The sequence below is a fragment of the Arthrobacter sp. PM3 genome, assembly GCF_003352915.1.
Taxonomy (GTDB): domain Bacteria; phylum Actinomycetota; class Actinomycetes; order Actinomycetales; family Micrococcaceae; genus Arthrobacter.
Map to the genome: position 1 here is coordinate 3,967,910 of NZ_CP022314.1, position 17,708 is coordinate 3,985,617.

Below are 17,708 nucleotides of genomic sequence, written 5' to 3' on the forward strand. Positions count from 1 at the left end.
GTTAAATCTAGATCAGTTCGGTCAGGGTATCGCTCTGGCGGACCAGTTCGTGGTCATGTGAAGCCACGAGCACGGCAATGCCGTCCGAGGTGGTGTCCTTGAGGATGCTGATGATGCGGTTGGCCGCGGCCCGGTCGAGGCTGGCGGTCGGCTCGTCGACCACCAGGACGCGGGTGCCGAGGATCAGCGCCCGGGCGATCGCGACGCGCTGCCGCTCACCGCCGGAGAGCTGGGCCGGGCGGTGGCGCATGCGCCGGCCCAGGCCGACGAGGTCCAGGAGGTCCTTGGCCATGTCGCGGCGCATCTCGACCTCGCCGTCGGGCACGGCCGGAAGCAGGACGTTCTCAAGCGCGCTCATGCCGTCGATCAGGGCGCCGCCCTGGTCGACGTAGCCGATCAGGGCCCGGCGGCGGTCGGCGATCTCGTCGTCGCCCATGGTCTCCAGCGAGTCGCCTTCCCAGAACACCCGCCCCGACGTCGGCAGGGTCAGGCCCGCGCCGACGGTCAGGATGCTGGTCTTGCCGGAGCCGGAGCGGCCGGCGACGCAGTGCATTTCACCGGCGTGCAGCGTCATGTTGAAGTCGTCCACGACGTTGACGGGTTCGGCACCGCCCTTGCCGCCGCCGTAGTGGATGGTGATGTTGCTCAGTTCCAGCGGGGTGGCATGGTCCGTGGCCTTCACGATCGTGTTGGCGCGGGTCTTGTGCGCACCGCGACGGGTGCTGGCGGTCATCCGGTCGTGTGCCTCCCGGTCAAGGTTCAGCTCGTTAGTCATTGGACCACTTTCGTTGCAATCGGAATCCAGCAAAGTACAGCCACAAGACCGGCAAGAGCGGCCCAGAGCGCGGCATAGGGGGCCAGGAGCAGGCCGATGCCGAGGGCTCCCACGATGCCAAGCGGCAACGCGACGGTTCCCACCATGGCGTTTTCGAAGAATCGGACCTGCCCCAGCATGTCGGGGTTCCAGCCCATGGCCCGCAGCGTGCCGAGGTACTGGCGCTTGGCCTGCAGCTCGAAGCGGCCGGTCACCATGGTCAGGACCAGGCCTACGGCCACGCCGGACAAGGCCAGGATGAGGCTCGGGAGCGCGATGCTGGCCGCGGCCAGCCCGCTGAGCGCGCTGGCGCCGGCGGCCCGGGGAATGTCGATCAGCAGCGCAACCAGCCCGCCGACGGCCGCGGCGAAGACGCCGACGGCGACGGCCAGCGAGATGGTGTTGAACTTGTTCGCGCTCAGCTGGCGGTTGGCGAAGGTCAGCGGGGAGTCGACCGCGATGAGCCGCTCATCGTGCTGCGGTTCCTGGTCCACGACCTCCCGGTGGCGCAGCTGCTGCGCGGCGAAGAACGCGGCGCCCGCGTAGAGCACCAGGACCGAGGCCGAGACGATAGCGGTGGCGGCGCTCCAGCTGATCAGGCTCAGGGCGATTCCGGCGACGGCCAGCAACGCTGCGCCGACCCCGAACTCGGCCAGCACCCAGGACCGGATCCTGCGCTGGGTCCAGCCCATGGCCCGCAGTGTCCCGGCTTCGCTGCGCCGCTTGCGGACGTAGCTGACGGTGGAGGCGCCCGTGAGCAGGGCGGCGCCGCAGAGGGTCAGGAACAGCAGGGTCAGGTTCGTGGCGGTCAGGGACCCGGACACGGCGTCCGCGGCGTCCTGCCGGACCCACGACTGCTGCACGGTGCCCAGCGGAGACTCCTTGCCGGCGTCGTCCTTGGAGTAGCCGGGCACGGCGATGTTGGCGTCCTCGCGGGCGGAACCGGCCACCACGGTGGCCTGCAGTCCCATGTCGCGGATCTGGTTCGCGAGCTGCTCGACCTCGGGCTGGGCCTGCTTCCAGCTGCCCGGGACCTTGGCCCGGACCCGGACGGCGTCAATGACGTTGGCGTTCGAATCGTAGCCGCGGGCGGCGGCGAGGCCGTAGAAGTCGGTGATGGCGCCGGCGGACTGGCTCACCAGGCCCGTGGCGCTCAGCGAGGGCTTGAGCTCGGTGTTGGCGTCCTTGCCGTCCGCGTCCTTGGTCAGGGTGAACGGCGCGGGATCGTAGCCGCCCAGGGGCAGCCGGTTGACGTCGCCGGCAGCCTCCTTGACCGCTGCGGGGTCGAACGTGCCGTAGACCATCGCCAGCGGGGTGGCGAGCTTCTTGCCGGTCTCGAGGTTGTCGCGGTACGAGCGCTCGTCCACCGGGTCGCGCTGGGTCTGGTCGACGGCGGCACCGTTGGCGGCCTTGTCCGGCAGCCGGTTCACGGTGACCCAGTCCCCGGGCGTGGCGCTCTTGTCCACGGCGCCGTTGGCGGCGGTGGCGCCGTCCGTGTACTTCGGGGCGGCGGCGAAGTTGGTGGTCCAGGTGGCCGGGTCGTAGAGGCCCTGGCTGAAGGCACCGGTGTCGCCCATGAGCTTCGACAGGTCCTGGGACCCCGGCCAGGCGAGGGCGAACGGTGACTTGGAAACGAACGGCAGGTAGTCCTTGTCCAGCGAGCGGGTCACGGTGCCCACGTCCTTGGTGACGTTGCCGGAGTCGTCGATTTCCTCGATCTTGACGGAGTACTTCAGGTCCAGGGCGGTGCCCGAGCGGACGATCAGCGGGATGGCCTGGGAGTCGGCGGTCAGCTGGCCGTCGCGCTTGGCCTGCTGGTACTGGGTCATCAGCGGTGCCCAGTACTTGAGCTTGACGCCGAGGAAGTCCGGGCCTTCCTTGAGTTCGTCCATGCTGATGCCGTTAGTGAAGAGGCTTTCGAAGTGCCGGCCGATCGCGCCGGCGTTGCGGGCGTCGGCGGGCGGCGCCTTCTCCAGCGGGGCCAGGAAGTCGCCGGCAGTGCCCAGCAGCGCGCGTTCGGAGACGGGGTCGACGGCGACGACGGACTCGGTCACCTGCGGCGCCATGGGCAGGGAGACGGAAAGGTTGAAGAGGTTGTGCTCGGACCCGCCGGCCGGGGTGGGGAACTTGATGCCGGTCTCGCCGGCCGGACCCTGGATGCGGACGTTCTTGCCGCCGGCAACCTGCTCCTCGACGAGCTTGGCCTTGCCGAGGGTGCCCTCGGCCGTGGTCTTGAAGAGGGTCTGGTCCGAATGCCCGTCAGAGCTGACGGCACTGGCGGTGAGCCGGTATTTCTTCGGGGTGTCGCTGAGCACCGACTGCGCGGCCGGCCATTTGCCGGGGTCCGTGGCGGTGGGGTCCCCGGAGGTGCCCGCGAGGGCCGCGTTGAAGCCCAGGTAGTCGGTGGCGTCCAGCCGCGGTGACTCCAGGTTCTGGGTGACGCGGGAGACCAGGCTGATCGGCGCGGCCACTGAGGTGCCGGAGAGTTTCCGGATCGCGTCCAGCTGTTCGAAGCTGATGCCGCCCTGGCCGGTGGCGATGTCCGGCTGCATCAGGCCGCCGTTATCTTTCGCCTTGGCCTGCACCAGGACGTCATAGAGCCCCCGGGAGTTCTGGTCCACGGTCCTGGCCAGCGCTGCCTGGGACTGGCCCTGGACGAGGACGGACAGGCACATGGCCACGATCAAAATGGACGCGGTCAGCAAAAGCACTCTGCTTCTGATGAACCTCTGGACGGCGTTCATTGGGCTCCTGAAAGCTGGATTGCGTGCGCACGCCACAGTTCATTTCCTGCGGAAGTGAAGGCGTCCGTTGCCGGGCGTGCAAAAGTAAAGGCCGGTCTGCCGGCCCGTCCCAAAAATCGGTGTCCCGAAAATCGGTCCTAGCCATTGTACGCAGACCGGCCGGCCGCTCGTGGCCGCCGGCGGCGGTCACGCCGCCGCCGGCGCCCTGCGGAGGGGTTTTTAGTCCTCGAGGTCGACTTCGCGGACCATGTCAGCGCCGATCCCGGCCTTGATCGCGTCAAGGACCTGCTGGGGAACGGAGCTGTCGATGGTCAGCAAGGCGAGCACCTGGCCGCCCTCGGCCTGGCGGGCCACCTGCATGCCGCCGATGTTGATGTTGTTCATGCCCAGGATGTGGCCGATCGTGCCGATCACGCCCGGGCGGTCGGCGTAGGCCACCACCACGAGGTGCTCGCTGATCGGGATCTCCACCTCGTAGCCGTTGACGCCGACGAGCTTCTGGATCTGCTTGGGGCCGGTGAGGGTACCGGCGACGGAGATCTGGCTGCCGTCGCTGAGGGCGCCGCGCAGGGTCAGGACGTTGCGGTAGGACTCGGTGTCCGGCGTGGTGATGAGCCGGACGTTGATGCCGCGCTGTTCGGCAATGACCGGGGCGTTGACATAGGAGACCTGCTCGGTGACGACGTCGGCGAAAATTCCCTTGAGGGCCGAGAGTTCCAGGACCTTGACGTCGAGTTCGGAGATCTCGCCGGCCACCTCGACGTCGAACTGCGTGAGGGAGGCGTGGGTCAGCGCGGTGAAGATGCGGCCGAGCTTCTCGATCAGCGGGATGCCGGGGCGGATGTCCGGGTGGATGACGCCGCCGGCGACGTTGACGGCGTCGGGCACCAGTTCGCCGGCCAGGGCGAGGCGAACGGACTTGGCCACGGACACGCCGGCCTTCTCCTGGGCCTCGTCGGTGGAGGCGCCCAGGTGCGGGGTCACCACGACGTTGTCGAGCTTGAAGAACGGCAGGTCGGTGCTGGGCTCTTTGGAGAAGACGTCCACGCCCGCGCCGGCGATCTCACCGGCTTCCAGGGCGGCGTAGAGGGCTTCTTCGTCCACCAGGCCGCCGCGGGCGACGTTAATGACGTAGGCCGTGCTCTTCATCTTCTTGAAGGCGTCGGCGCCGAGCATGCCGACGGTTTCCGGCGTCTTGGGCATGTGGATGGTGATGAAGTCGGACTGGGCGAGGAGCTCGTCGAGGGTCACGAGCTGGACGCCGAGCTGGGCGGCCCGCGCGGAGGTGATGTAGGGGTCGTACGCCAGGATCTTGGTGTCGAAGCCTTTCAGGCGTGCCGCCACCAGGGCGCCGATCCGGCCGAGGCCGATGATCCCGATCTTCTTTTCGAAAAGCTCGATGCCGGTGTACTTGGAACGCTTCCACTCCCCGTCCTTGAGGGCGGCACTGGCCTGCGGGATGTGCCGGGCAAGGCTCAGGATGTGGCCGACGGTCAGTTCCGCGGCGGAGACGATGTTCGAGGTCGGTGCGTTGACCACCATGACACCGGCCTGCGTGGCCGACTTGATGTCGACATTGTCCAGGCCGACGCCGGCACGGGCGATCACCTTGAGGTTCTTGGCGGCGGCGATGGCCTCGGCGTCCACCTGGGTGGCGGAGCGGACCAGGATCGCGTCGACGTCGGCGATCGCGGAGAGCAGCTGGGAACGGTCGGCGCCGTCGGTCTGGCGGATTTCAAAGTCCGGGCCGAGTGCCTCGATCGTGGCGGGCGAAAGTTCCTCAGCGAGGAGTACGACAGGTTTGGTGCTTGTCACCGGTGACCTCTTTAGCTCTCTTGTGTATCTGGTGGGGATTTTGGTGAAACGGGGACTGCTGGCGCTACGGGCGGTACTAGCGAATCGGGTGGTACAGCACAGCAGGGAAGCCGGACCCCAAGATGGTGTCCGGCTCCCCTGCCGGGCAATGGCTAGCGGGCTGCAGAGCCTTCGACGTAGTCTGCATCCTGCTGCTGCCAGGCGAACAGCGAACGCAGCTCGCGGCCGACGGCCTCGATCGGGTGCTGCTCGGCCTTGGCGCGCAGCGCCTTGAACTCGGGGGCGCCGGCGTCCTGGTCGTCGATGAAGCGCTTGGCGAAGGCGCCGTCCTGGATGTCCTTCAGGACAGCCTTCATGTTCTCCTTCACCTCGGGGGTGATGACGCGCGGGCCGGAGACGTAGTCGCCGTACTCTGCGGTGTCCGAGACGCTCCAGCGCTGCTTGGCGATGCCGCCCTCCCACATGAGGTCAACGATGAGCTTGAGCTCATGGAGGACCTCGAAGTAGGCGATCTGCGGCTGGTAGCCGGCCTCGGTCAGGGTCTCGAAGCCGTACTGGATCAGCTGGGAGACGCCGCCGCACAGGACGGCCTGCTCGCCGAAGAGGTCCGTTTCGGTCTCTTCGGTGAAGGTGGTCTTGATGACGCCGGCGCGGGTGCCGCCGATCGCCTTGGCGTAGGACTTGGCCAGTTCCCAGGCGGAGCCGGAAGCGTCCTGCTCGACCGCGATGATGTCCGGGATGCCGCGGCCGGCTTCGAATTCGCGGCGCACGGTGTGGCCCGGAGCCTTCGGGGCGACCAGGATGACGTCAACGCCTTCCGGAGCCTGGATGTAGCCGAAGCGGATGTTGAAGCCGTGGGCGAAGGCCAGGGCCTTGCCGGGGGTCAGCTTGTCCTTGATGGAGTCGTTGTAGATCGAGCGCTGGTGCTGGTCCGGTGCGAGGATCATGATGACGTCGGCCCATTCGGCGGCGTCGGCGACGTTCTTGACCGTGAAGCCGGCGTCCTCGGCCTTCGCGATCGAGCGCGAGCCTTCCTTGAGCGCGATGACGACCTCGACGCCGGAATCGCGCAGGTTCAGCGCGTGGGCGTGGCCCTGGGAGCCGTAGCCGACAATGGCTACCTTGCGGCCCTGGATGATCGACAGGTCTGCGTCGTCGTCGTAAAACATTTCAGTCACTTGCGTAACTCCTCTTGAGTGGATTTTTAGGTTATGTCTGTGGTTCGGTGTCGGGCTGCCGTGCAGCGCCTTAGGCGCTGCGCAGCGCCCTGTCACTCATGGAGCGGGATCCCCGTCCAACGGCCAAGGTGCCGGACTGCACGATTTCGCGGATGCCGAAAGGCTCCAGCACTGACAGCAGTGCCGTGAGCTTCTCGGGGTGGCCCGTTGCCTCAATGACCACCGACTCTGTGGAGACGTCGACCACTGAAGCGCGGAACAGGTCTGCAGCCTGGGTGACCTGCAGGCGTGTTGCGGCATCCGCACGTACCTTGACCAGGATGTGGTCACGCTGTACGGAAGATTCGGAGGTGAGCTCGACGATCTTGATCACGTTGACCAGCTTGTTCAGCTGCTTGGTGACCTGCTCAATCAGCTCGCCGTCGGCGTCGACCACCACGGTCATCCGGGACATGCCCGGAACCTCGGTGGGGCCGACGGCCAGGGAATTGATGTTGAAGGCCCGGCGGGCGAAGAGGCTGGCGACGCGGGTCAGCACACCGGGCTTGTCTTCGACCAGAACGGACAATGTGTGGCGGGTCATGTTCAGTCCTCCTCTTCCCATTCCGGGGTCATGTTGCGGGCAACCTGGATCTGGTCGTTGCTCACTCCGGCGGGGACCATCGGCCACACCATGGAGTTGGGGCTCACGACGAAGTCAATGACGACGGGGCGGTCATTGATTTCCAGTGCCTTCTGGATGGTGGCATCGATGTCCTCGTCGCGTTCGCACCGGAAGGAGGCGCAGCCGTAGGCGTCCGCCAGTTTGACGAAGTCCGGGATGCGGATGGTGTCGTGGCCGGTATTGAGGTCGGTGTTGGAGTAGCGGCCCTCGTAGAAGAGGGTCTGCCACTGCCGGACCATGCCCAGCGAGGAGTTGTTGATGACCGCGACCTTGATCGGGATGTTGTTGATCGCGCACGTGGCCAGTTCCTGGTTGGTCATCTGGAAGCAGCCGTCGCCGTCGATCGCCCAGACGACGCGGTCCGGGTTGCCCACCTTGGCACCCATGGCCGCCGGCACGGCGTAGCCCATGGTGCCGGCGCCGCCGGAGTTGAGCCAGGCGTGCGGGCGTTCGTACTTGATGAACTGCGACGCCCACATCTGGTGCTGCCCGACGCCGGCGACGTACACGCCTTCAGGGCCGGTCAGGGCACCGATCCGCTCGATGACACGCTGCGGGGCGCTCAGGCCGTCCTCGGGTTCGGTCCAGCCCAGCGGGTAGGTTTCCTTAAGGTTGTTCAGGAAGGCCCACCAGTTGGTCAGGTCCGGGGTGCCGAAGGCCTCGAACTGCGTGCGCAGGGCCTCGGTCAGTTCGGGAATGATTTCCTTGACCGAGCCGACGATCGGGACGTCGGCAGTGCGGTTCTTGGAGATTTCCGCCGGATCGATGTCGGCGTGGATCACCTTGGCGTTCGGGGCGAAGGAGCTCAGTACGCCGGTCACGCGGTCATCGAACCGGGCGCCGAGGGTGATCAGCAGGTCCGACTGCTGCAGCGCGGTGACGGCGGACACCGTGCCGTGCATGCCGGGCATCCCCACGTGCTGCGGGTGCGAGTCCGGGAACACGCCGCGGGCCATCAGCGTGGTCACCACGGGCGCGCCGGTCAGCTCGGCCAGTTCGCGCAGCTCGGCCGCGGCATGGGCCTTGACCACGCCGCCGCCGACGTACAGCACGGGCTTGCTGGCCGCGGAGATGAGCCGGGCGGCCTCCCGGACCTGCTTGTTGTGGCCGCGCAGCACCGGCCGGTAGCCGGGGAGGTCGATCCGGGGCGGCCAGGAGAACGTCATCTGGCCCTGCTGGGCGTCCTTGGCGACGTCCACGAGGACCGGTCCCGGGCGTCCGGTGGAGGCCAGGTGGAAGGCCTCGGCCATGACGTGCGGGATGTCGTTGGGGTCGGTGACCAGGAAGGAGTGCTTCGTGATCGGCATGGTGATCCCGACGATGTCCGCTTCCTGGAACGCGTCGGTGCCGATCACCCCGCTGGAGACCTGGCCGGTGATGGCCACCATAGGCACGGAGTCCATGTGGGCGTCCATGATGGCGGTAACGAGGTTGGTGGCACCCGGGCCCGAAGTGGCGATGCAGACGCCAACCCGTCCGGTGACCATGGCGTAGCCTTGCGCGGCGTGGCCGGCTCCCTGTTCGTGACGGACCAGAACGTGGTTCATTGTGGAGGCCATCAAGGGGTCATAGGTGGGCAGGATCGCGCCACCGGGCAAACCGAAAATGTCCTGGACGCCGAGTTCTTCGAGCGAGCGGACAATTGCTTGCGAACCGGACATGACCGTCGGGGGTACGACGTTGTTCGGTCCGAGGACAGGAGAGACGGCAGCAGTGTCGACGCCGGCCTCGGCCGGACGTTCGACGCGATCCGGGGCCTTGTGGGCTCCAGTGGACTTTGTGGCCATCAGCGAGGGGCTGATCGGCGATCCTTTGCTCATCGGACTCTTCCTTTGTGGATCTTCGGTGATCATGGAACTGCTTGCATAGCGGGTGGTGCATGGTGCCGGTACTGCGGGAAATAAAAAAACCCCTCAGCCGGCGGGCTCTTCGAGGGGTTGCGCGTGACGGTTCGTTACCAGTCGGGCTAGTCAGCCACGCGCTTGGTAAGGACGACGGTGACACTTGAAGCGGCGCCGGCGGTAACGATCTCGGTCATGGGTTCAGTTTTCCCTCTGAGTAAGACAGGTGTCAACGAGTGTTGCCCGAGTCTCACTATTTGGACAACGCTGTCCACTGGCTGAACCTGGCCCCGAAGATGCGGCGCTCGCGCCGCATCTTCGGGCTGGCATTACCCGCAATAGGCGCCGGTGGAGGCGCTGTGGACGAGCTTGGCGTACTTGGCCAGGACGCCCTTGCTGAACTTGGCCGGGAGCGGCTCCCAGCCCACCTTGCGGGCCTCGAGTTCGGCGTCGTCAACCAGGAGGTCGAAGGTGCGTGCCGCGATGTCGACGCGGATGCGGTCGCCGTCCTTGACGAACGCGATGGGGCCGCCGTCGACAGCTTCGGGCGCGACGTGGCCAATGCAGAGGCCCGTGGTGCCGCCGGAGAACCGCCCGTCGGTGAGCAGCAGGACGTCCTTGCCCAGGCCGGCGCCCTTGATCGCACCGGTGATGGCGAGCATCTCCCGCATGCCGGGGCCGCCCTTGGGCCCTTCATAGCGGATGACGACAACGTCGCCCTTGTGGATCGCACCGTTGTCCAGTGCGTCCAGGGCACCCTGTTCGCGTTCGAACACGCGGGCGGTCCCCTCGAAGACGTCGGCGTCGAACCCGGCGCTCTTGACGACGGCGCCCTCGGGGGCCATGGAGCCGTGCAGGATGGTGATGCCGCCGGTCTTGTGGATCGGGTTGTCCAGCGCGCGCAGGATCTTGCCGTCCAGGTCCGGCGGGTTGATGGCGGCGAGGTTCTCCGCGACCGTCTTTCCCGTGACGGTGAGGCAGTCACCGTGCAGCAGGCCGGCGTCGAGCAGGGCCTTCATGATCACCGGCACGCCGCCGATCTTGTCGACGTCGGTCATCACGTAGCGGCCGAACGGCTTGAGGTCGCCCAGGTGCGGGATCTTGTCGCCGATCCGGTTGAAGTCCTCAAGCGTCAGTTCGACGTCGGCCTCGCGGGCGATCGCGAGCAGGTGCAGCACGGCGTTGGTGGAGCCGCCGAAAGCCATGGTGACGGCGATGGCGTTTTCGAACGCCTTGCGCGTCATGATGTCGCGGGCCGTGATGCCCAGGCGCAGCAGGTTGACCACGGCTTCGCCGGACTTGTGGGCGAAGGCGTCGCGGCGGCGGTCCGCCGAGGGCGGCGCGGCGGAGCCGGGCAAGGACATGCCCAGGGCCTCGCCGATGCAGGCCATGGTGTTGGCGGTGTACATGCCGCCGCAGGCTCCTTCGCCCGGGCAGATGGCCTTTTCGATGCGGTCCAGGTCCTCGCGGCTCATCTTGCCGGCGGCACAGGCACCGACGGCCTCGAAGGCATCGATCAGGGTGACTTCCTTTTCAGAGCCGTCCTCGAGCTTGACCCAGCCGGGCATGATCGAGCCGGCATAGAGGAACACGCTGGCGAGGTCCAGGCGGGCGGCAGCCATCAGCATGCCGGGCAGCGACTTGTCACAACCGGCCAGGAGCACCGACCCGTCGATCCGTTCGGCCTGCATGACGGTCTCCACGGAGTCGGCGATGACCTCGCGGGACACCAGGGAGAAGTGCATGCCCTCGTGGCCCATGGAAATGCCGTCCGAGACGGAGATGGTGCCGAACTGCATCGGGAACCCGCCGCCGGCGTGGACGCCTTCCTTGGCACCCTGGGCGAGCCTGTTCAGCGAAAGGTTGCAGGGAGTGATCTCGTTCCACGAGCTCGCAACGCCAATCTGGGGCTTGGCGAAGTCGTCGTCGCCCATGCCGACCGCACGGAACATGCCGCGCGCGGGAGCCGCGTGGATGCCGTCGGTAACGACCCGGCTGCGGGGCTTGATATCCGGCGTGGCGCCGGCTGCTGCTTCGGTGTCCTGGCTCATGGCTCAAAGTCTAGGCGCCCGCCGGAGGCGGCCACGACCCCATACGGGAGCGTTAAGCGGAAATCGGCGAATATGTCGATCAAATAGTGGACTCTCATCTCACATGATGAAATACGCCGACGTCCGGCTCAATCCGGCGCAGTACCGGGGCGCAATTCCGGGGCGTCGGCAACGGCCCGGGCTTCGGCCTTGAGCAGCGCCAGGACCTGCTGGATGGTGGTCCGGGCCGCGACATCCGGACGCGCCAGCGCGACAATGCTCCGACTCGCTTTGACGCCCTCGAGCGGGCGCAGGACGAAGCCGCGCTCCTGATTGCTGACAGCCGTGTACCGCGGCAGCAGGCTCAGCCCGTGCCCGGCACTGACCAGGGCCTCCAGCACGCGCAGATCGGGGAACTGCTGGACGCGGAGCGCCGGCGCGTCGGCGCGCAGCTCGATCTGGCGCAGCACGGTATCGAACGGGAAGCCTTCGGGCACCCCCATCCAGGGGAAGCCGACCACGTCCTCGGCGCGCAGCGCGGGCTTGGCGGCGAGCGCATGTCCTGCCGGCAGCGCGACATCCAGCGGTTCGTCCAGCAGCGGCACCACCGCCAGGCCCTGGCCGCCGAAGACCCCCGGGCCGTCGACGCTGTGGGCCAGGACGATGTCGTAGTCCGCAGTCAGCCCGGCGAACCCGGCCACGCCGGGATCCTCGAAGTGCGCTTCGAGGCGGAGCCCCTCGATGGCTTTGACCCGGTGGAGGAGGCCGGGCAGGAACATCTCGGCCGCGCTCGGAAAAAAGGCCGCCACCACGCGTGTCTGCCAGCCGCGCCGGTATGTGTCGATGGTGGCCTCGGCCCGGGCCATGGCGGTGGACACCTCTGCGGCGGCGCCGGCCATGGCCAGCCCCGCCTCGGTAAGCCGGACTCCCCTGCCGGACTTTTCCACCAGGACCACGCCGAGTTCGTCCTGCAGGGTTTTGAGTTGCTGGGAAACGGCCGACGGCGTGACCTTCATGGCCTCCGCGGTGGCCCCCACCGTGCCGCGGTCGGCGAGTTCACGCAGAATCCGCAGTCGCTTGAAGTCCATGAGGCGAGGCTACACGGCATGTTGGCGCAGGTCGGCGCCGCGTCCCGCGAGGCTGGACAGCCGGCTTGGCCCGGACGTACCGTCAAACATCGGCAACCGTGCCCCATGCACGCGATGGATGCGCTATCGCGGTGGACGCACTATGGACTGAAAGGCTCTGCTATGGACTGGATTGTCTGGCTCGTCGTCATCGTTGTGGTGGTCGCTGTGATCTGGGCGATACTCAACCGCAACAAGAGCCGCCAGGGCGCGGACTCCGCATCGGCGTCCGCTGCAGCGCCGGTGGTGACGCCGGCACCAACGCCGACGCCGACACCCGCCCCGGCGCCCGAGGCCGCGGCACCGGTTGCACCGCCACCCGCGGCCGAGCCTGAGTCCGCGGCGTCCGAACCAGGGGCTGCGCAGGCTGCGCCGGCCGAGCCGCGCGTCGCAGGGGCCGCGCCGGCCCTAACGCCGGAAGGTGCCGGAGCCCCGGACGGTTCCGAATGGGAAACCCAGTGGTCCGAGACCGCCCCGCCTGCCGGGACGCACGCCGCCGTCCACCATGAACCGGGCCATGGCGCCCACGCCGGGGCGGGGACAGAAGCTGCCGCCGCCGCCGTGCCGGTCCACCACCCCGAATACACCGGACCGCATGCGCCCACCCTGCCCGGCGCGGAGTCGGCCGCCGCTGAGCGCCTCGACGACGCCGCCCGCCCCACTGCGGTGACGCCTGAGGCTCCCGCCCCCGCACCGGAGTCCGCGGCGGAGTTCGTGCCGGAGTCGGCGCCCCTCGCCGACGCGGAAACCCTGCAGACAGCCGCCTCGTCCGCGGCGGCAGAGTCTTCTGCAAGCCACACGGCCGAGCCCGCCGGGCACCTGGCCACCGATCAGCCCTACGGCGAGGGCTCGGCGGCTCCTGCGGCCGACGGCAGCGGCCCGGAAGGATTCACCGTCAAAGGCAACGCGTCGTCGATGATCTACCACGACGAGACGAGCCCGGCCTACGATGAAACCCGGGCCGAAGTGTGGTTTGTTTCCGCAGCGCACGCCGAGGCCGCCGGTTTCCGGCCGCCTCGCCGGACACGCCAGTAGCCACCGGACGGACGGGCGCCTTCTGCGGTGACGCTCCCAGGTTTCTTAGGCAGGGCAACGGCCCGGGGCATGGCCCTGGCGGTTGCCCTGCTCCTTTTAAGCGGCTGTACCGACGCCGCACCCCCGCCCCCGTCGCAGTCCGGAGGCAGCCCGGCGAAGGGCACTTCGGGCGCCGCGGGGGCGCCCACGGTTACCGGCCGCATTGACGGGCTCCAGCTTCCCTGGTCCGCCGTGTATCTGCCGGACGGCACCGCCGTCATCTCCGAACGTGACTCCGCCCTGCTCCGCACCGTCAGCGGCGGCAAACTTGGGACGATCAGCCAGGTGCCCGGCGTCGTTCCCGGCGGCGAAGGCGGCCTCCTGGGGCTTGCCCTTTCCCCGGACTTCGCCACCGACCGCTACCTCTACGCGTACCTCACCGCGGCGGCGGACAACAGGATCGTCCGCATGCGGCTCGAGGACCGCGGCGGACGGCTGGAAGCCGGCCCCGTGGAACCTGTCTTCACCGGCATTCCCAAGGCCAGTACGCACAACGGCGGGCGGATCCGTTTCGGCCCCGACAATTTCCTCTATGCGGGAACGGGCGATGCGCAGCGCCGCGAGCAGCCGCAGGACCCCTCGGCCCTGGGCGGGAAGATCTTGCGTCTGACCCCCGACGGACGGCCTGCCCCCGGCAACCCTTTCGGGGACAACCCGGTCTACAGCCTCGGGCACCGGAACGTCCAAGGACTCGCGTGGGACAGCGCGGGGCGGCTCTGGGCCAGCGAGTTCGGTCCCGACGTCAACGACGAACTGAACCTGATTGTGCCCGGGGGCAACTACGGCTGGCCGGAGGTGACGGGTGCCCCGCACCGCTCCGGCTTCCTGGACGCCAAGGTGGTGTGGCCGTCGACGGCGGAATCGTCACCAAGCGGACTGGAAATCGTCCGCGACACGGCCTATCTGGGCGCCCTGCGCGGGCAGCGACTGTGGGTGGTTCCCCTCAAAGGCGAATACGCGGGCGATCCTGTGAGCCAATTCACACGGGAGTATGGCCGGATCCGGAACGTTTCGCTGGCCCCGGACGGCCGCCTCTGGCTGCTCAGCAACGGACAAAACCCTGATTTTGCGCTGATTTTGGACCTCCCGCGCTAGCGGAGCATGACCCCGACGCACCGATTTCACACTGCGGCCAAACTCGTGTAGAGTTTCATGTCGTTGCGGAGAACACCGCGGGAAATAAAAAGCCCGGGATGAACGAAAACAACAGATGCACCTCTAGCTCAACTGGCAGAGCAATTGACTCTTAATCAATGGGTTCCGGGTTCGAGTCCCGGGGGGTGCACCACAATGAAACCCCGTCTTCGCAGGCTTAGCGGCCTGCGAAGACGGGGTTTCTTTTTGCCGTGGGCTCATCGGGCCGGCTTCGGGGTGAGGGGTCAGGTATTAGGGGTTAGCGGCCAAAAAGTGCGAATGGCCGTTCGGAGACCACGTGGGCGTGCTTCCGCTGGCCGCCAAGCCCCATTCCCGGTGATCCGCCGGGCCGCGGAACAACCGTGTCGGGGTTTCCCCAGCTTTGGAGGTGCCGTACGGCGTGTTGCGGAGAACCGCGGGTGCTCGGGGCCCCGGCCCCGATGAAAGTGGGGAAATTCCGGCGGGACGGGGCGGCTTTTGCCTGCCAAACGGCGCCGCACCGGGCTCAGGTACCGGGAGAATCCGCCAACACCCCTACGATGGTCAGGATGATTTCCATCCGGAAGGCTTCTCACGCGTCCGCCGCGGCCCTGGTGGTGGTGGTCTCGCCACTTGTCCTGGCGCTGCCGGCAACGGCGGCTCCCTGTTCACCGGGGAGCCTGATCCCGCTGAAGATCTGCCCGGGCTCCCCCTCTCCGGCACCGCCGACGGACTCACCAACAACGGCCACACCGCAACCGTCACAGCCGCCGCAACAGCCGTCCCGGCCGCCGTCGGGCACTGCTCCACCCCAAACCCCGGGACAAGAGCCCTCCCCGACAACGGAAAGCCCGGGCGCCGGGCAGCCAAAGATTCCTGCATCCGCACAGCCGCAGCCGTCGTCGTCACCGGACCAGGGCGACGCAACCCCGCCGGCCACGGGGACCCCGACGGAAGCGGTCAAGGCCGCCACCGGCGTGTCGTCGCCGTCAGCAGCGTCCCCGGGTCCCTCCGCCTCAGCGCCGGCCGGCGGCAAGGCGGCCACGGACGGCCCAAGGCCGGACGAAGACAGGAGCCTCGCCGGCGCGTTCCTGCTCACGCTCAGCGGGCTCCTGATCAGCGCCTCGGCGGCCTTCGGCCTGAGACGGACGGCCCGGCACTAAGATTGCCGGCCCAAGGTTAGACCTTCTCGCGGCTCCGGTCGGCTACCTTCTCCGGCTCCTCCACAGTGAATTCCTTGGTGCGGCGCGGGAAGGCCCAGAACTTGAACTCCTTTGCCTCCGGCCGGGGCTCCCGGCGTTCGGTGGATTCGCGTGCGGCATCCTTCCGGGTATCACGCCCGAAATCCTTGTAGTTCGAATAGCACATCACTGACCTCCTTCATGGTGATTGCCTATTAATCGTCCTCCTGATCCTCCGGCGCGTCGAGACTCCCTCGCTACCGGGGCCGCCCCGATGTACGCTCTGTCTCAGCAGCAGCGAACGCCCGCGCACCGGAAAAGGATGTACAGCCATGACCGTCCCGCCCAACGCTTCCGCCCCCGGCCCTGGCTGGTACCCGGACCCCGCAGGCTCGGGCCGGCTTCAGTGGTGGAACGGAACGGCGTGGACCGGACAATTCAACCCGCCGCAGGGGCAGCCGCCGCAGTTCCAGGCGCCGGCACCGCACCCGAAGGAGCAGCGCCGGCGCATCAGTGACCGCACCCCCGTCTACAACGCCTACGTCTGGACGATCGTGGCGCTGCCGCTCGTGCCCATCATCCTGCTGATGTTCTGGAACCCGGTGCTCCGGTACCGGACTGTTGGTCCGCGGCAGACGCAGACTCTCGATCCGGCGTCGATCTTCACCACCCCGTACTTCCTCCTGATCAGCAGCGGGTTCCTGATCTACGGCGTCGCCGCCCTGCTGGCCTACCTGGACTGGGACCGGCTGCGCAAGGACGGCGTGGTGCGCCCGTTCCACTGGGCGTGGGTGTTCCTCAGCCGGGAGGTCTATGTGATCGGCCGCTCCATCATCGTCCACGAGGTGGCACCCCGGCGCGGACTCGCCCCCGTGTGGGCCACGATCGGCGTCACCGTCCTGTCCGTGGTGCTCGTGGGCCTCAAGACGTCCGCCCTCGTGGCCAGCTTCGCGAACCAGGCCGCCTCCATCTGAGTTCTCTCTCTCCTTGCTCCGCGCTGACGCAGGCACGCCCTAACTTTCAGCCCCCGGAACTTTCAGCCCCCGGACCGGATGATCAGCAGCGGGCACTTGGCGTGGTGCGCCAACTGGGAGGAGACCGATCCCAGCAGCATTCCGGTGAACCCGCCCAGGCCACGCGATCCCACCACCAGCAGGCCGGCATCGCGTGAGGACTCCAGCAGTGCCGCGGCCGCGTTGCCCTCCACCAGGCGTCCGGTCGCCGGGACACCGGTATCGGCCACGCGTCTGAGTTCGTCGTCAAGGATTCTCTGCGCATCGCGCTCGAAGCTGGCATAGTCCCAGGCCATGCCGCCGGCGTCGGAAACATACGGAAGCTGCCAGGACGCGACGACAATCACCTCACCGCCCCTGAGCCGCGCCTCCTCCACGCCCCAGTCGAGGGCCGCCCGCGACTCTGCGGACCCGTCGACGCCGACGACGACCACGAACGGGTTACTGGTAACCATGCCATGCCTCCGACCCGGTTGGGGCTCACGCGTTGCCACCATCATCCGTCCACGGGCCGGGGCAGGACATCATCCGGGCAGCATGGGATGCCGCTGTGGCTCGAACCGTGAGGCTCGGGCAGGCTAGTTAAGCGGGGTGGCCTTGGCGACAGCATCCGGCTCGGCCGGGGAAACGGCGCCGGCGGCGAGGCCGGGATCCGCGGCAGTCACAATCGCCTTGACCTCCGGGGATGACGCCCGGTTGGCCAGCACCCGGACCACGGCCTGGAGTTCCTGACGCAGCACATCCGGGTCAATGGGCGCCGCGGCGAGCACGGAGCGTTCCATGTCCGCGGCCGCGGCAACGGCCTCACGGCCCTGGTCCGTCAGGGACACCACGTGGCTGCGCCGGTCAGAGGCGCTGCGCTCGCGCGAGATGTGGCCGTGCACTTCCAGTCGACTCAGCGTCTTCCCCATGGTCTGCGCCTGGACACGCACCAGCTGGGCCAGTTGGGCTTGCGTCATCGGCCCGTTGGCCGACAGCACCTCCATGGCGATCACTCCGGCGTGGGTCAGGCCTATGGCCCCCAGTTTTTCGTTCCAGGAGTGTTCTACGAGACGTGCTGCCGTGGACAGTAGGCGGCCCGTGGGCCAGCGATCCAAATCAGGCATACCCAAGA

Annotated in this window: 16 protein-coding genes and 1 tRNA gene; 5 read left to right on the forward strand and 12 right to left on the reverse strand. The window is 67.8% G+C overall.

The features are described from left to right. Positions 1 to 7: 7 nt before the first annotated feature. The 8 genes from CFN17_RS18040 to CFN17_RS18075 form a co-directional block, all read right to left on the reverse strand. A complete protein-coding gene (locus tag CFN17_RS18040; protein ID WP_395925562.1) occupies positions 8 to 775 on the reverse strand; it encodes an ABC transporter ATP-binding protein in 768 nt (255 codons plus the stop codon). Then, positions 772 to 3,558, reverse strand: coding sequence for an ABC transporter permease (locus CFN17_RS18045; RefSeq protein WP_208749068.1), 2,787 nt, complete (start codon positions 3,556 to 3,558; stop codon positions 772 to 774). Before CFN17_RS18045 ends, CFN17_RS18040 begins: the two co-directional genes overlap by 4 nt. A 219-nt stretch (positions 3,559 to 3,777) precedes the next feature. Further along, positions 3,778 to 5,373 (reverse strand): phosphoglycerate dehydrogenase, encoded by a 1,596-nt coding sequence (gene serA, locus CFN17_RS18050; RefSeq protein ID WP_208749069.1) that lies wholly within the window; start codon positions 5,371 to 5,373, stop codon positions 3,778 to 3,780. A gap of 152 nt (positions 5,374 to 5,525) precedes the next feature. Further along, the gene (gene ilvC, locus CFN17_RS18055; RefSeq protein ID WP_208749070.1) at positions 5,526 to 6,551 is read right to left on the reverse strand and encodes a ketol-acid reductoisomerase; all 1,026 of its coding nucleotides are present in this window, start codon (positions 6,549 to 6,551) and stop codon (positions 5,526 to 5,528) included. Between the two features lie 70 nt (positions 6,552 to 6,621). Then, positions 6,622 to 7,134, reverse strand: coding sequence for an acetolactate synthase small subunit (gene ilvN / locus CFN17_RS18060; RefSeq protein ID WP_018773531.1), 513 nt, complete (start codon positions 7,132 to 7,134; stop codon positions 6,622 to 6,624). A 2-nt stretch (positions 7,135 to 7,136) separates the two neighbouring features. After that, positions 7,137 to 9,035 (reverse strand): acetolactate synthase large subunit, encoded by a 1,899-nt coding sequence (locus tag CFN17_RS18065; protein ID WP_208749071.1) that lies wholly within the window; start codon positions 9,033 to 9,035, stop codon positions 7,137 to 7,139. 350 nt (positions 9,036 to 9,385) lie between these two features. After that, entirely contained in the window at positions 9,386 to 11,107 is a 1,722-nt protein-coding gene (gene ilvD, locus CFN17_RS18070; protein ID WP_208749072.1) for a dihydroxy-acid dehydratase, read from the reverse strand. 128 nt (positions 11,108 to 11,235) lie between these two features. Next, positions 11,236 to 12,174, reverse strand: a complete 939-nt coding sequence (locus tag CFN17_RS18075) for a LysR family transcriptional regulator (RefSeq protein WP_208749073.1) — start codon at positions 12,172 to 12,174, stop codon at positions 11,236 to 11,238. Positions 12,175 to 12,336: 162 nt separating this feature from the next. Between CFN17_RS18075 and CFN17_RS18080 the strand changes: the two genes are divergently transcribed. The 3 genes from CFN17_RS18080 to CFN17_RS18090 all read left to right on the forward strand — a co-directional run bounded on the left by CFN17_RS18080 (position 12,337) and on the right by CFN17_RS18090 (position 14,575). Beyond that, a complete protein-coding gene (locus tag CFN17_RS18080; RefSeq protein WP_208749074.1) occupies positions 12,337 to 13,248 on the forward strand; it encodes a hypothetical protein in 912 nt (303 codons plus the stop codon). A 69-nt stretch (positions 13,249 to 13,317) separates the two neighbouring features. Next, positions 13,318 to 14,382: a PQQ-dependent sugar dehydrogenase gene (locus tag CFN17_RS18085; RefSeq protein WP_208749075.1), complete on the forward strand. Its 1,065-nt coding sequence runs from the start codon at positions 13,318 to 13,320 to the stop codon at positions 14,380 to 14,382. Positions 14,383 to 14,499: 117 nt separating this feature from the next. Next, positions 14,500 to 14,575, forward strand: a tRNA-Lys gene (locus CFN17_RS18090). Between the two features lie 417 nt (positions 14,576 to 14,992). Here the strand turns inward: CFN17_RS18090 and CFN17_RS18095 are convergent. After that, the gene (locus CFN17_RS18095) at positions 14,993 to 15,151 is read right to left on the reverse strand and encodes a hypothetical protein (protein ID WP_208749076.1); all 159 of its coding nucleotides are present in this window, start codon (positions 15,149 to 15,151) and stop codon (positions 14,993 to 14,995) included. 226 nt (positions 15,152 to 15,377) lie between these two features. On the opposite strand from CFN17_RS18095, the gene CFN17_RS18100 reads away from it, so the two are divergent. Then, positions 15,378 to 15,563 carry a hypothetical protein gene (locus tag CFN17_RS18100; protein WP_208749077.1) on the forward strand — a complete coding sequence of 62 codons (186 nt, stop codon included), beginning with the start codon at positions 15,378 to 15,380 and terminating at the stop codon, positions 15,561 to 15,563. Positions 15,564 to 15,579: 16 nt separating this feature from the next. Here CFN17_RS18100 and CFN17_RS18105 read toward each other — a convergent pair whose 3' ends face one another. Next, positions 15,580 to 15,768 carry a hypothetical protein gene (locus CFN17_RS18105; RefSeq protein WP_208749078.1) on the reverse strand — a complete coding sequence of 63 codons (189 nt, stop codon included), beginning with the start codon at positions 15,766 to 15,768 and terminating at the stop codon, positions 15,580 to 15,582. Between the two features lie 145 nt (positions 15,769 to 15,913). Here CFN17_RS18105 and CFN17_RS18110 point away from each other — a divergent pair, with 145 nt between their 5' ends. Further along, on the forward strand, positions 15,914 to 16,555 hold the full coding sequence (locus CFN17_RS18110) for a DUF2510 domain-containing protein (RefSeq protein ID WP_208749079.1): 642 nt from the start codon (positions 15,914 to 15,916) through the stop codon (positions 16,553 to 16,555). Between the two features lie 62 nt (positions 16,556 to 16,617). On the opposite strand, the gene CFN17_RS18115 is transcribed toward CFN17_RS18110, so the two are convergent. Continuing rightward, the gene (locus tag CFN17_RS18115; RefSeq protein ID WP_208749080.1) at positions 16,618 to 17,049 is read right to left on the reverse strand and encodes a universal stress protein; all 432 of its coding nucleotides are present in this window, start codon (positions 17,047 to 17,049) and stop codon (positions 16,618 to 16,620) included. A gap of 123 nt (positions 17,050 to 17,172) precedes the next feature. Further along, positions 17,173 to 17,700 (reverse strand): MarR family winged helix-turn-helix transcriptional regulator, encoded by a 528-nt coding sequence (locus CFN17_RS18120; protein WP_261792263.1) that lies wholly within the window; start codon positions 17,698 to 17,700, stop codon positions 17,173 to 17,175. Positions 17,701 to 17,708 lie beyond the last annotated feature (8 nt).

Bases quoted from the DNA above. Each gene is read 5' to 3' on its own strand.
- CFN17_RS18040 (WP_395925562.1), bottom strand. From the start codon at position 775: ATGACTAACGAGCTGAACCTTGACCGGGAGGCACACGACCGGATGACC.
- CFN17_RS18045 (WP_208749068.1), bottom strand. From the start codon at position 3,558: ATGAACGCCGTCCAGAGGTTCATCAGAAGCAGAGTGCTTTTGCTGACC.
- ilvN (WP_018773531.1), bottom strand. From the start codon at position 7,134: ATGACCCGCCACACATTGTCCGTTCTGGTCGAAGACAAGCCCGGTGTG.
- CFN17_RS18065 (WP_208749071.1), bottom strand. From the start codon at position 9,035: ATGAGCAAAGGATCGCCGATCAGCCCCTCGCTGATGGCCACAAAGTCC.
- ilvD (WP_208749072.1), bottom strand. From the start codon at position 11,107: ATGAGCCAGGACACCGAAGCAGCAGCCGGCGCCACGCCGGATATCAAG.
- CFN17_RS18075 (WP_208749073.1), bottom strand. From the start codon at position 12,174: ATGGACTTCAAGCGACTGCGGATTCTGCGTGAACTCGCCGACCGCGGC.
- CFN17_RS18080 (WP_208749074.1), top strand. From the start codon at position 12,337: ATGGACTGGATTGTCTGGCTCGTCGTCATCGTTGTGGTGGTCGCTGTG.
- CFN17_RS18085 (WP_208749075.1), top strand. From the start codon at position 13,318: ATGGCCCTGGCGGTTGCCCTGCTCCTTTTAAGCGGCTGTACCGACGCC.
- CFN17_RS18105 (WP_208749078.1), bottom strand. From the start codon at position 15,768: ATGTGCTATTCGAACTACAAGGATTTCGGGCGTGATACCCGGAAGGAT.
- CFN17_RS18110 (WP_208749079.1), top strand. From the start codon at position 15,914: ATGACCGTCCCGCCCAACGCTTCCGCCCCCGGCCCTGGCTGGTACCCG.
- CFN17_RS18115 (WP_208749080.1), bottom strand. From the start codon at position 17,049: ATGGTTACCAGTAACCCGTTCGTGGTCGTCGTCGGCGTCGACGGGTCC.
- CFN17_RS18120 (WP_261792263.1), bottom strand. From the start codon at position 17,700: ATGCCTGATTTGGATCGCTGGCCCACGGGCCGCCTACTGTCCACGGCA.